The organism is Paucisalibacillus globulus (genome assembly GCF_900184735.1).
Classification (GTDB): Bacteria; Bacillota; Bacilli; order Bacillales; family Amphibacillaceae; genus Ornithinibacillus; species Ornithinibacillus globulus_B.
The window spans coordinates 14,067-27,207 of the sequence record NZ_LT855405.1; the positions used below are offsets into that span (position 1 = coordinate 14,067).

The 13,141-nt window shown below is 38.1% G+C and carries 12 protein-coding genes, 3 pseudogenes and 1 riboswitch; of the genes and pseudogenes, 2 read left to right on the forward strand and 13 right to left on the reverse strand.

Translation table 11 applies throughout. The annotated features are described in order from the left end of the window. Positions 1–21: 21 nt before the first annotated feature. From hag (BN999_RS18150) to BN999_RS18205, 13 genes and pseudogenes are all read right to left on the reverse strand, one after another. Positions 22–780, reverse strand: coding sequence for a flagellin Hag (gene hag / locus BN999_RS18150; protein ID WP_096273811.1), 759 nt, complete (start codon positions 778–780; stop codon positions 22–24). A 207-nt stretch (positions 781–987) separates the two neighbouring features. Next, positions 988–1,101 (reverse strand): annotated as a pseudogene (locus BN999_RS18155) (flagellin); the annotation flags it as partial. Positions 1,102–1,199: 98 nt separating this feature from the next. After that, positions 1,200–1,370, reverse strand: a complete 171-nt coding sequence (locus BN999_RS20805; RefSeq protein ID WP_176482035.1) for a hypothetical protein — start codon at positions 1,368–1,370, stop codon at positions 1,200–1,202. A 78-nt stretch (positions 1,371–1,448) separates the two neighbouring features. Next, a complete protein-coding gene (gene hag / locus BN999_RS18160; protein ID WP_096273813.1) occupies positions 1,449–2,264 on the reverse strand; it encodes a flagellin Hag in 816 nt (271 codons plus the stop codon). A 224-nt stretch (positions 2,265–2,488) separates the two neighbouring features. Beyond that, positions 2,489–2,602: pseudogene (locus tag BN999_RS18165) on the reverse strand (flagellin); the annotation flags it as partial. Positions 2,603–2,949: 347 nt separating this feature from the next. Beyond that, complete coding sequence (gene hag / locus BN999_RS18170) at positions 2,950–3,780, reverse strand: flagellin Hag (protein WP_096273817.1); 831 nt, start codon at positions 3,778–3,780, stop codon at positions 2,950–2,952. 225 nt (positions 3,781–4,005) lie between these two features. Beyond that, a pseudogene (locus BN999_RS18175) lies at positions 4,006–4,119 on the reverse strand (flagellin); the annotation flags it as partial. Positions 4,120–4,466: 347 nt separating this feature from the next. Next, positions 4,467–5,249: a flagellin Hag gene (gene hag, locus BN999_RS18180; RefSeq protein WP_096273819.1), complete on the reverse strand. Its 783-nt coding sequence runs from the start codon at positions 5,247–5,249 to the stop codon at positions 4,467–4,469. 220 nt (positions 5,250–5,469) lie between these two features. Then, the gene (locus BN999_RS18185) at positions 5,470–6,033 is read right to left on the reverse strand and encodes a PilZ domain-containing protein (protein WP_096273821.1); all 564 of its coding nucleotides are present in this window, start codon (positions 6,031–6,033) and stop codon (positions 5,470–5,472) included. 108 nt (positions 6,034–6,141) lie between these two features. Continuing rightward, a riboswitch (cyclic di-GMP riboswitch) is annotated at positions 6,142–6,226 on the reverse strand. A gap of 140 nt (positions 6,227–6,366) precedes the next feature. Continuing rightward, the gene (locus BN999_RS18190; RefSeq protein ID WP_096273823.1) at positions 6,367–7,218 is read right to left on the reverse strand and encodes an ABC transporter permease; all 852 of its coding nucleotides are present in this window, start codon (positions 7,216–7,218) and stop codon (positions 6,367–6,369) included. Next, the gene (locus BN999_RS18195) at positions 7,215–8,000 is read right to left on the reverse strand and encodes an ABC transporter permease (RefSeq protein WP_096273825.1); all 786 of its coding nucleotides are present in this window, start codon (positions 7,998–8,000) and stop codon (positions 7,215–7,217) included. Before BN999_RS18195 ends, BN999_RS18190 begins: the two co-directional genes overlap by 4 nt. Before the next feature lie 103 nt (positions 8,001–8,103). Beyond that, the gene (locus tag BN999_RS18200) at positions 8,104–9,195 is read right to left on the reverse strand and encodes an ABC transporter substrate-binding protein (RefSeq protein ID WP_255247522.1); all 1,092 of its coding nucleotides are present in this window, start codon (positions 9,193–9,195) and stop codon (positions 8,104–8,106) included. 9 nt (positions 9,196–9,204) lie between these two features. Continuing rightward, entirely contained in the window at positions 9,205–10,266 is a 1,062-nt protein-coding gene (locus BN999_RS18205) for an ABC transporter ATP-binding protein (protein WP_255247538.1), read from the reverse strand. Positions 10,267–11,440: 1,174 nt separating this feature from the next. Here BN999_RS18205 and BN999_RS18210 point away from each other — a divergent pair. After that, positions 11,441–12,385 (forward strand): ABC transporter ATP-binding protein, encoded by a 945-nt coding sequence (locus tag BN999_RS18210; protein WP_096273830.1) that lies wholly within the window; start codon positions 11,441–11,443, stop codon positions 12,383–12,385. Beyond that, positions 12,382–13,128 carry an ABC transporter permease gene (locus BN999_RS18215; protein ID WP_096273832.1) on the forward strand — a complete coding sequence of 249 codons (747 nt, stop codon included), beginning with the start codon at positions 12,382–12,384 and terminating at the stop codon, positions 13,126–13,128. The genes BN999_RS18210 and BN999_RS18215 overlap by 4 nt, the downstream gene beginning before the upstream one ends. Positions 13,129–13,141: the final 13 nt, after the last annotated feature.

Consider the following 13,141-nt stretch of genomic DNA (forward strand, 5'->3'; position numbering starts at 1 on the left):
GACGACTGTGACTGTCACTGCTTAAGCAGCAGCTAAGTCATAATCCACGTCACGGATACGTGATTCTGCAGCTGTTAGGTTTTCTGAAGATGCACCTAGGTTGTTAATTGTATGTTCTAGGCGGTTTTGTACTGCTCCTAATGAAGACCTTTCAGATGATACAGATTTGATAGCTTCATCAATTGCAATTAATTGATTATCAAATGTTTTATTTGCAAAGTCCTCAACATCAATATCAGACATCTTAATCGTAGCAGATCCCAATGCACTTGCTTGCATGTTACCAATATTAAGAGTTAATTGTTGACTTTCATTAGCTCCAATTTGGAAGGTTAAATCAGTTGCCGTTCCATCAAGTAATTCCTTACCGTTAAATTGTGTACGGTTTGCAATACCATTACCATCAGTAGTTCCTAATTCTTTTACTAATTCATCGATTTCATTTTGGATAGCGCTAAGTTCATCATCGCCTTGAGTACCAGTATTACCAGCTTGAACAGTTAATTCACGCATTCTTTGAAGGATAGCATGAGTTTCATTTAAAGCACCTTCAGCTGTTTGGATTAAAGAAATGCCATCTTGAGCATTTTTAGAAGCCATCTCTAATCCACGGATTTGCCCACGCATTTTTTCAGAGATAGCTAGACCCGCAGCGTCATCCCCAGCTTTATTGATACGAAGTCCAGAAGATAGCTTTTCTAAAGAATTTTGTGTTGCGCCTTGATTTGCACCAAGTTGACGGTGTGCGTTAAGTGCTGAAATATTGTGATTGATAATCATTATATATTACCTCCATGTAATTTCTTTTGCGAGTCACATCCCTATGTCTCGCTTCTATAACAACTCTAAAAAATTATTATTTAAAAATTCGTTATTATATGCTTGGCCAAAAAAATACTAATTTAATTTATTTTCGTACAATTTTCATTCGAATCAATCAATATAAATATGGGAGAATTCAACAAAAATAATATATTAATAAATTAATTAACGAAGTAATTGTAATACTCCTTGTGGCTGTTGATTTGCTTGAGCCAACATACTTTGAGCTGCTTGAGTTAAGATGTTATTCTTTGTGAATTCCATCATTTCTTTCGCCATCGTGCGAACATTTACTTTCATAAATGACCAGACTATATCTTCACCCTCTAGCTATCTAGTAAGGGCCGGGCACTTCGGATTCCGATGAATGTGCGGCTTCATCTTGCACCTACGAATTTCATCACCATTGCATTACGCTTTAGGTGGTCTATTCTAGTCGTTGAACCTTCTCCAGAGTTTCCTCGTAGGAGCTTGGCTGCTGATTGCCCAATCTTGCCTTTTTTCAAACCTTCACGGTTGCTGTTTCCAGCTACGTTGTGGTGAGACAAGCTCTAAGGGTTTTCCAGCAATTCACCCGGTAGTAATCGCTAACCGTTACCAGTTAGGACGACTGTGACTGTTACTGCTTAAGCAGCAGCTAAGTCATAATCCACGTCACGGATACGTGATTCTGCAGCTGTTAGGTTTTCTGAAGATGCACCTAGGTTGTTAATTGTATGTTCTAGGCGGTTTTGTACTGCTCCTAATGATGATCGTTGTGATGAAACCTTCTCAATAGCCGTATCGATTAATTGAATGTCTGCATTAAAATCAACATCGGCTACAGGAGGATCAACAGTATCGTCAACAAATGCAATATCGGATACTCCTAGTGCAACTGCACTCATATTATCAATATTAATTGACATTTGTTGCTTTTCATTTGCTCCTATTTGGAAAGTAAGGGAAACAGCAGTAGTAATATCAGTTGTTCCATCGGTACCAGGTGTACCCGCAGTTCCGAACGTACCATTTAGTAAAGTCTTACCATTAAACTGTGTACGATCTGAAATACCACTACTAGTACCCATACCACCTAATTCCTCTTTTAAAGCGTCTACCTCATCCTGTATAGCTTGTAAATCATCTACATCTTGTGTTCCTGTATTACCAGCCTGAACAGTTAATTCGCGCATACGTTGTAAAATTGCATGAGTTTCATTTAAAGCGCCTTCTGCAGTTTGGATAAGCGAAATACCGTCTTGAGCATTTTTAGAAGCCATTTCTAATCCACGAATTTGTCCACGCATTTTTTCAGAGATTGCTAGACCTGCTGCGTCATCTCCAGCTTTGTTGATACGAAGACCTGAAGAAAGTTTTTCTAAAGAGTTTTGAGTTGCACCTGTGTTAACACCTAATTGACGGTGTGCATTTAATGCAGAAATATTGTGATTGATTATCATAATTTCCTTACCTCCATGTAATGTAATTTTTTTCGTGAGTCACATCCTTGTGTCCCACACTATAACAACTCATTTCGGAGTTATTACCTAGCTGATAAATGTTTGGCCAAAACATATATACATCATCATGATGTATACCACTTATATCGACAATATTTTTTATTTATTAATACTTCGTTTAAAGAAAAAAGAGTTTCCACATTTATGGGAAACTCTTTACTTTATTAACGAAGAAGTTGTAAAACTCCTTGAGGTTGTTGATTTGCTTGAGCCAACATACTTTGAGCCGCTTGAGTTAAGATGTTATTCTTTGTGAATTCCATCATTTCTTTCGCCATCGTGCGAACATTTACTTTCATAAATGACTAGACTATATCTTCACCCTCTAGTTTTCTAGTAAGGGCCGGGCACTTCGGATTCAGATGAATTTGCGGCTTCATCTTGCACCTACGAATTTCATCACCATAGCATTTTGCATTAGGTGGTCTATTCTAGTCGTTGAACCTTCGCCAGGTTTTCACCACAGGCGCTTGGCTGCTGATTATCCAATCTTCCTTCTTTTAAACCCTTCACGTCTGCCGTTTCCAGCTGCGTTGTGGGGAACAAAGCTCTAAGGATTTCCCAGCAATTCACCCGGTCGTAATCGCTAACCGTTACCAGTTAGGACGACTGTGACTGTTACTGCTTAAGCAGCAGCTAAGTCATAATCCACGTCACGGATACGTGATTCTGCAGCTGTTAGGTTTTCAGCAGAAGCACCTAGGTTATTAATGGTATGTTCTAGGCGGTTTTGTACTGCTCCTAACGATGATCTTTGCTCAGATACCTTAGTAATTGCTCCATCTATAAGAGTTAATTGATCATCAAAAGCATCTGCTACAGGTGCACCATTACCATCTACAAACGCAGTAACATCTATTACAGCTTTTATTTCAGCTTTAGTAGCAGTTCCGTCTGCAGCTGCCCCAGTCACTCCAAATAGCGCTGAAGCAGACATATTATCAATATTAATTTCTAGTTGTTGTCCGTCATTAGCACCTATTTGGAATACTAAATTGGCAGTCCCACTAGCAAAGTCACCAGTTAATAAGTCTTTTCCATTAAACTGTGTTCTGTCAGATATCCCCGAACTACCATCAGAAACTCCACCAAGTTCCTCAACTAACGAATCTAATTCATCCTGAATAGCCGATAAATCTTCAGCTTCCTGTGTTCCTGTATTACCTGCTTGCACAGTCAATTCACGCATACGTTGTAAAATTGCATGAGTTTCATTTAAAGCCCCTTCTGCAGTTTGGATAAGCGAAATACCGTCTTGAGCATTTTTAGAAGCCATTTCTAATCCACGAATTTGTCCACGCATTTTTTCAGAGATTGCTAGACCTGCTGCGTCATCTCCAGCTTTGTTGATACGAAGACCTGAAGAAAGTTTTTCTAAAGAGTTTTGAGTTGCACCTGTGTTAACACCTAATTGACGGTGTGCATTTAATGCAGAAATATTGTGATTGATTATCATAATTTCCTTACCTCCATGTAATGTAATTTTTTTCGTGAGTCACATCCTTGTGTCCCACACTATAACAACTCATTTCGGAGTTATTACCTAGCTGATAAATGTTTGGCCAAAACATATATACATCATCATGATGTATACCACTTATATCGACAATATTTTTTATTTATTAATACTTCGTTTAAAGAAAAAAAGAGTTTCCACATTTATGGGAAACTCTTTACTTTATTAACGAAGAAGTTGTAAAACTCCTTGAGGTTGTTGATTTGCTTGAGCCAACATACTTTGAGCCGCTTGAGTTAAGATGTTATTCTTTGTGAATTCCATCATTTCTTTTGCCATCGTGCGAACATTTACTTTCATAAATGACTAGACTATATCTTCACCCTCTAGTTTTCTAGTAAGGGCCGGGCACTTCGGATTCAGATGAATTTGCGGCTTCATCTTGCACCTACGAATTTCATCACCATAGCATTTTGCATTAGGTGGTCTATTCTAGTCGTTGAACCTTCGCCAGGTTTTCACCACAGGCGCTTGGCTGCTGATTATCCAATCTTCCTTCTTTTAAACCCTTCACGTCTGCCGTTTCCAGCTGCGTTGTGGGGAACAAAGCTCTAAGGATTTCCCAGCAATTCACCCGGTCGTAATCGCTAACCGTTACCAGTTAGGACGACTGTGACTGTTACTGCTTAAGCAGCAGCTAAGTCATAATCCACGTCACGGATACGTGATTCTGCAGCTGTTAGGTTTTCTGAAGATGCACCTAGGTTATTAATGGTATGTTCTAGGCGGTTTTGTACCGCTCCCAATGAAGACCTTTCAGATGATACAGATTTGATAGCCGCATCAATTGATTTCAATGATGCATCGAAGCCTGTTGTTGCGTTATCAAAACCAGCAGTAGTTGAGAATAGCTCGACGTCAATAGAATTTACTGTATGACCAGCTGTTCCTAAATTACTTGCTTGCATATCATTTATTGTTATGCTTAATTGTTGACCTTCATTTGCTCCAATTTGGAAAGTAAGTGCTCCTGCTGAACCATCAAGTAAGTTCTTTCCATTGAATTGTGTTCTATTAGCAATACCATTTCCATTTGCGGTCCCAAGTTCATTAACTAAATTGTCAATTTCATCCTGAATAGCTTTTAATTCATCTCCACCTTGAGTACCAGTATTACCAGCTTGTACAGTGAGTTCACGCATACGCTGTAAAATTGCATGAGTTTCATTTAAAGCACCTTCAGCAGTTTGTATTAATGAAATTCCGTCTTGTGCATTCTTCGAAGCCATTTCTAACCCGCGGATTTGTCCACGCATTTTTTCAGAGATTGCTAGACCCGCAGCGTCATCTCCTGCTTTGTTAATACGAAGACCTGAAGAAAGTTTTTCTAAAGAATTTTGAGTTGCACCAGTGTTAACGCCTAATTGACGGTGTGCGTTAAGTGCTGAAATATTGTGATTGATAATCATATTTTCCTTACCTCCATGTATTGTACTTTTTGTGAGTCACGTCCTTGTGTCTCACTTCTTAAATGTTTGGCCAAAACATTTACTAACATCTATGATGTTGTACCTATTATATCGACATAAAAAAAAGAAGTTTAATCTTTTTGGTAAAAAATTAATCTTTTAGAAGCAATATGTATCAAGACTCCTTTTAATAGTTTTAAAATCAAAAAAGCCCATGGCACTACCCCATAGACTCCTCACCAACCAAACTATTAGACACCAACTTCCGCCGTCTATCAACCATTACCCGATTCAAAATCTGATACAACAACTCCCGATCCTCATCAAACAAATTTGTAAACTGCACTCCATAACCAAATATGTCCCTTTCAGTATAAAGTTCCTTCCTAATAATTCTCCCTTTTAAGATAAACATACTATTCTTCAGAGAGAATCTGACCTTAATCATCAAGTCATCCGTCATTGGATATTCATGTTCACAGACAAATTTCACTCCACCAAGACTAATATTCTTCAATTCTGCATTAAAGAACTTAGGATTTAATTCCTCATTATCGACATCTAGAAATTCAATAAAGCAGTTAACATCCTCCAAGTTAACTCGGAAGTTTTCTCTAAGATTTACCCCTGTAAAGGAAGGATATTTAGGAGTTTCTCTTTTTTCACTACTAACTACTGGTTCTTTTTCATTTTTTCTAAAAGATCGCTTCATTATTAAATATAAGGACAAAATTACTACAAGAATAATTCCAATAAGAATATATACCCATACCTTGTAATCCAAATCTTGCACCTCCTATCCCCAAAGGTGGTATCCGAAAAGTTAGGTCCTCGCAACAAAAAAGGGAGAACCAAAGAAATGGTCCTCCATTAAACTCCAGTCCCAGTTTTCTTCGGTAGCTAGGCTGCCATAACAATAGTGCTTTAGGCCCTTGGCTTTGCGTCCTTACCTTTCAGTAAGTTTGCCATTTTCGGTAAAACCTATTTATTTAGTGCCATTATACTATAAATATTTCCATAATTCGACAAAATTTGATAAGAAAGTATTAATATTTTTCATTATTTAAATTTCGCCAACAAAAAAAAGCATGCCGAAGCACGCTTTTCATCTATAATATTAAACTAATAACTTCCGATCCTTCCGACTAGTAAATCTCATAAAGATCATCAACGACAATAGCACCAATATCATAAGTAGAAGTGAAAGTGCCGCACCAAGCTGCCAATTCATCTCCACTAAGAATGCATCCCGAATCACATTACCAACCATCAACAGTTTTCCACCTGTGAACAAGTCTGTCACAACGAACACACTAATAGCCGGGACAAACGTAATAATAAATCCTGCAAGAATTCCAGGGAAAGTCAAAGGTAGCGTTACATTTAAGAAAGTCCTCACCGGTCCTGCCCCTAAATCCTCTGCAGCATCCAAATACGTTTTATCCAACTGTTCAATAGAAGAATATATCGGCAATATCATAAATGGAAGGAACCCGTATACAAGGCCTAGGATAACTCCACCAGGAGAATACATCAACTGCAATGGTTCCTCGATAAAGCCAAGGTCCATTAAGAAGTTATTTACGACACCCTGATTATTTAATAAAATAATCCAAGCATACAAACGAATCAGTAAGTTGGTCCAAAACGGTACCATCACTAATAACAACAATATGTTCTTCCATTTACCAGCATTAGCAATGAAATACGCAAATGGATAAGCAATAACCAAACAAACCAATGTTGCAACAAATGCCCACCATACTGACTGCCATATTACTTTCGCATACAATGAACTGAATGCTGACGTATAGGCTTCTGTACTAAACTCGTAAATAATTGCGCCAAAGTCACCATTCGTTGTAAAACTAATCACCGCAATAAAGAGAACCGGAATGACTAAGAAAAGCGTAAGCCAGAATAAACTTGGGGATAACAATAAATAAGCTTTCTTAAAACTTCTTCTCATTTCGCTTCTCCCCCTTTTCGCATCCTCAATCCAACCACAAATACTACAATAAACATAATCGCTATTATAATAGTAGAAAGTACGTTAACTTCTGGTGATACTCCTAGACGAACCATTGAGTAAACGAGTACTGGAAGGGTATTATCTCCAGGCCCCAAGGTAAAGAATGAAATAACAAACTCATCAAGTGAAATTGTAAATGCTAGAAGTGCTCCAGCAAGAACCCCTGGGAAAATCAATGGGAATGTAACCTTCCAGAACGTTTGCCACTCATTTGCTCCTAGATCCTTAGCCGCTTCCTCCAATGAATTATCAAACGATGACAATCTAGCAAGCACAACCAACATCACATACGAAATCGTAATTGCCACATGCCCTGGGACAGCCGTATTTAGCCCCAGTGACATATTCAACAATCCATAAATCGCAAGCAACGCAACCGCAACAACGATATCCGGAATTACCACGGGTATATAGAATAGAAACTCCACTGACTTTTTCCCAATAAATGTGTAACGATGCAGTGCTAGTGCTGCGAGCGTTCCTAAAATCGTTGAGATAATCGTTGTAATAACCGCTAAGTAAATACTGTTCATCGTAGCGCTTATCAATTGTTTATTTTGCAGAATGGATCCGTACCATTCCAGTGTGAATCCCGTCCATACAGTACCAAGCTTAGAATCATTAAATGAGAATATAACGACGAATATAATAGGAATATAAAAGAATAAAAAGACGAGTAGGGAAAACGAAAACAAAATCTTCTTCGTTCTAGGTCTCATCATTTTCCACCTACCTTCTTAAGAATACTGATAGGGACAGTCCATCATCGTTCTAGCACAAAAACGCTTTAACGTGGTGAGGGACTGTCCCCCTAACATTTAACTATTCAACCTTTGTTTCTTGGAACAAACGGTTCATTAATTGTGTACGGTCTGCATCAAGTGGAAGGTTCCACTCAGCACGCTTAATCACTTCTTCAGGGAAGTTTAAGCCAGGGCTGTTTTTAATATTGTCTGGTAAAATTTTCACTGCTTCTTCATTCGGATTTCCATAAGGAATGAATTCAGATAATTGTTTACTTACCTCTGGGCGAAGCAGGTAGTCAATAAATACTTCGGCAGTGTACTTGTTCTTGGATGTTTTAGGAATAACCATCATATCCATCCAAGCAACACCACCCTCTTCAGGTAGTACAAAGTCAATATTCTCATTTTCTAACCAAGCTGTTGCAGCTGCACCAGAATAACCATGTGCAATCCAAGCTTCCCCGCTAACTAAGCGGTCAGATGGTGTTCCATCAAATGCTAATACATTTGGTACTAACTCTTTCAGTTTATCGAATCCTTCTTGAAGTTGTTCTTCAGTAGGATCATTCATATCATTTCCTAATAATTGTTGAAGCATATTGGATATTTCTTTTGATTCTTCTAGTAAAAGAACTTTTCCAGCATATTCAGGATTCCAAAGGTCTTCCCAGCTAGTAGGCGCTTCTTTTACGAATTCTTTATTATAAGCAATCCCGTCATATCCACCCATAAATGGAACAGAGTATTTATTGTCAGGATCAAAAGGTAGGTTATGCCATGCATCCCCGATATTTTCGTAGTTTGGAATGCTATCAAAATCAATTTCTAATAGCAAGTCATTATCAGCCATCTGCTTTACATAATAGTCAGATGGAAAAACTAAATCATAAGCAACAGTACCACTTTGAACTTTTGTAAGCATTTCATGGTTTGAGTTGTATGTAGAGTACACAACATCTACCCCGAACTCATCTTCAAAACCATCTAGTACTTCCTGTGGAATATATTCACTCCAGTTAAAAACGATCAGCTCATCACTTAATTCCTTATCTCCACCAGCGTTATCCGCGTCCTCATTATCAGAACCACATGCTGCTAGAAAAACGATTAACATACTTAAAAGTGCAAATACAAGAAACTTTTTCAATACTTCCCATCTCCAATCCATTTTTTTATATTATTTTTTTAGAACTACCGTATTTTTCGGATTCCAGCTTACATACACATCATTAGTATTGGTTAATTCCTCGATATTATCATGGGATTCATGAATCGTAAGCTCTTTCCCATTTGGCATGGTGACTACTATTTTCGTCACTGATCCAACATAAATTCTCTCTTTAAAGGTACCTTTTAGATTGATAGTCCCTTCAAACGGAACTGCGCTAGCCTTCATCTTTTCCGGTCGTACCGAAATAAATGCTTCTTCGTTTAGTGCGACATTCTGGCTATTCGGGATTTCAATCGTTTGACCTGAGAATTCCATGGTAGCCTTGTCACCATTGATCGCGGTGACTGTCCCTTCGATGATATTGGTTTGACCAATAAAGTCAGCCACAAATCGTGTTGTTGGATTTTCATATATTTCACGAGGCAGACCGATCTGCTCGATTTTTCCTTTATTCATGACCACGATTCTGTCAGACATCGTTAATGCTTCTTCCTGATCGTGGGTTACATAGATAAACGTAATGCCCAATGTTTGTTGGAGGTGTTTTAATTCCAACTGCATTTGTTTACGTAGTTTTAAGTCGAGTGCTCCTAGTGGTTCATCCAATAGAAGGACCTTGGGATTGTTCACGATAGCACGGGCAATGGCGATTCGTTGTTGCTGTCCACCACTTAGTTGCTTCGGTTTACGATTACCGTATTCCTCTAATTGAACAAGCTTCAGTGCCTTTGTCACACGCTCTCTTATTTCGTCTTTACCTACTTTTTTCATCTTTAATCCGAATGCCACATTATCGTATACATTCATATGTGGAAATAAAGAATAGCTTTGAAACACTGTATTAACTTCTCGTTTGTATGGCTCCATGTCATCGACTTGCTTGCCATTAAGTAGAATCTTTCCTGATGTTGGTTTTTCAAAACCAGCAATCATACGAAGTGTTGTTGTCTTCCCACATCCAGACGGACCTAGCAAAGTTAAAAACTCCCCAGCTCGAATATCTAGATTGATATCATCCACTACATTTGCTTCATCAAACTCTTTCGTTACATGTTCTAATTGCACCATCTGAACACTCAAACTTCCATCCCTCCTTTAATCTTTCACTAGAGGTGGACAACCCTCTATGCTTCACGAGTCACTACCATAACAATTACTTTTTCCTTATGGCGTATAACTATACTAATGCCCGATAAATCGACAATATAAGCCTGCTATTTCATGCGCTTCATGAAAAAGAATGACAATCAGTCATAATTTTTGGCATTAAAAATACACCCTTCTCTACCAGGCAAAGGCATTGCATCACGCAAGCTGTCCTTACCCGTTGGGTGCGTACTGTTCGGTAAAACTATAAGATATAAGATTACGAAATCAATAAATTAAATTTCTCTAAAAAGAGGCTTTCTGTCCTTTCCCCATTAATGTATGTAAGTCAACTAGTACATATCACTTTTTTGCTCTATTTATAGTTAATTCTCATTTCAACTACTTCTGCTAGTAGGAAAGATTATATAACTTTCCTATTTGCTAAAAAAAATATAGCAGTTTTTGTTCCGTAATTCAATAGTTTTTTTTAATAATTTATTTGTTTTATGTTCGTGTTAGAGAAAGTAGGTAACTTTTAGAAAGAGTAACGCTTGTTTTGTTATATATTAACAAGATTTATGATATAATAAAGTAAGAAAACCGAGTGGCGGTAACCACTCGGTAGTAACAATTATAAACCGCATAAAGAGCGGTTGACCTCGGGAAAAGCATTATGTATAGTCTAGGATGGAAATAACCGCCACATCCTTTGGTCAGGGGGCGGTTATTTTCTGTTTATAAAGACGATTACCGTTACAACCAGGGTTATAGCTGAAATTAAAGCAATATTGTATTGTACCAATAAGCTTAACGCCTCGTAAATCGTCATGTTACCACCTCCCTTAAAAGGAGATGGTCAACCGCCCACCATGCTTATATAATTGTTATCTTAATTGTAACACTGTTAATCGCCAGTTATTTAAGAACAAACGTTCTAATCCAGCTTACGAATTACTTCACGTTTCTTCATTCCAAACCCTCGGATCTAATTCTTCTTATCTATATAGCCAAACACCCATTCGATAAAGAAAGTTCGCGAATACTGTCATTCACCACTTCTGTTATCTCATACTCTAAAAACAACAAGTTATACATACACACCATATTTATACTCAAATCACTGCCATAATGAAGAAAAAGGCGGTGATTTTTTTTGTTGGAAATAAAAAATGTTAAAAAGCACTATAGAAAAGAGGTAGCCCTTGACCATGTTTCACTCACGATTCCAACAGGCTCTTGCTTTGGGTTAGTGGGTCCTAATGGTGCTGGAAAATCCACCTTATTAAAGATTTTGGCTTCTATTATCCAAGATTATCATGGTGATATACAACTAACTAAGAAGAATGATCAACTAAAAAGGATAACTGGTTATGTACCTCAGGAGTTATGCCTTGAACAAACACTATCAACCATTGACAATTTATATTTTTTCGGAAAATTGTATGGACTTAGTGGGAAGGAATTAAAGAAGCGAGCGACGGAAGTATTACACGATATTGGACTATCGAACCGATCAAAAGACAAAGTAATGCATTTCTCGGGTGGCATGAAACGTCGTTTAAACATTGGTTGTGCACTCATGCATAATCCGGAGCTAATCATCATGGATGAACCGACTGTCGGGATAGACCCGCAATCGAGAAGGTATATTTTCCAGATGATCCAAGGGTTGCAGAGTAAAGGTTGTACTGTTATATACGCTACGCATTACATGGAAGAGGTGGAACAGCTTTGTGATCAAATTGCTTTTATTGATCGAGGAAAAATTATTGAAACCGGATCAATTCCTAGTTTACTGCAAAAGTATGCCATTCCTTCCGTTTTTGCTAAAGCAAAAAATCATTTCCCCAATAAGATTGGCGAGTTTGGCAAGATCACAAAACGAAAGGATGGACACCTAATCAAAACTGACACTCCACTAGAAGTGATGGAGGAAATACTAACATGCTATAAAACAAACCCTAAAGACCTAGAGCGTTTGGAACTTGTCCAACCCCGGCTAGAGGATGTGTTCTTTACATTGACGGGTAGTGAGCTTCGAGAGGGAAATCCATCCATACGTCCAGAAAATACGATCAAACAGGAGGTTTATCAATGAGTGCGATGCTTATTTTAGAAATGAAGAAGAACCTACAAGATCGAGGATTACTTTTTTGGATGGTAATTCTCCCAATTGCTTTTATCGTTCTAGCAGTTAGTATTTTCGCATCTGGAACGGAGGAAGCTTCCAAACAAGATATAATATTGTCCATTATTCCGGGATACGCAGTCATGTTTGTGTTTTTCATCATGATTTCAATGGTCTCTGCTTTTCTAAAAGATAGAGACCTTGGAATGACAGCAAGAATAGCCAGTACACCCCTTTCCCCTAAACTGTATTTACTTGGCAAATGGATACCATACACGCTTATCGTGTTCATACAAATTGTAATTCTAATAGTTTTCGGCAAACTTGTATACCAAGTACCAATCGAACAGCCTATATTTCTAGTTATCTTAGCAATTGCGCTATCCTTCACTGCAACAGGGCTCGGGCTTGCACTAGGATTATTTGTCCAAACAGAAAACATGGGCATTGCTATCACGCAGGTAATTGGACTTGGCGGCGCGATGTTAGGCGGACTTTGGGTACCACTGGAGCTCATGCCCAAATTCATCCAAACTATTGCCCACTTTCTCCCACAATTTTGGGCACATCAAGCCTTTCAAGATGCATTAAATGGTACACTAATAGAAAAAGATCTCTTTCTAGCTGTACTTATCATTTTGGCATTCGGCTTTGGGGCATTTATTGTTGCCATATTACGGTATCCGCACTTTTTGAAACAAGCACGAGGCTAATGGAGTTCTTCAG

Coding starts and splice junctions, on each gene's coding strand:
- hag (WP_096273811.1), bottom strand. CDS start 780: ATGATTATCAATCACAATATTTCAGCACTTAACGCACACCGTCAACTT.
- hag (WP_096273813.1), bottom strand. CDS start 2,264: ATGATAATCAATCACAATATTTCTGCATTAAATGCACACCGTCAATTA.
- hag (WP_096273817.1), bottom strand. CDS start 3,780: ATGATAATCAATCACAATATTTCTGCATTAAATGCACACCGTCAATTA.
- hag (WP_096273819.1), bottom strand. CDS start 5,249: ATGATTATCAATCACAATATTTCAGCACTTAACGCACACCGTCAATTA.
- BN999_RS18190 (WP_096273823.1), bottom strand. CDS start 7,218: ATGAGAAGAAGTTTTAAGAAAGCTTATTTATTGTTATCCCCAAGTTTA.
- BN999_RS18195 (WP_096273825.1), bottom strand. CDS start 8,000: ATGAGACCTAGAACGAAGAAGATTTTGTTTTCGTTTTCCCTACTCGTC.
- BN999_RS18200 (WP_255247522.1), bottom strand. CDS start 9,195: ATGGATTGGAGATGGGAAGTATTGAAAAAGTTTCTTGTATTTGCACTT.
- BN999_RS18205 (WP_255247538.1), bottom strand. CDS start 10,266: ATGGTGCAATTAGAACATGTAACGAAAGAGTTTGATGAAGCAAATGTA.
- BN999_RS18215 (WP_096273832.1), top strand. CDS start 12,382: ATGAGTGCGATGCTTATTTTAGAAATGAAGAAGAACCTACAAGATCGA.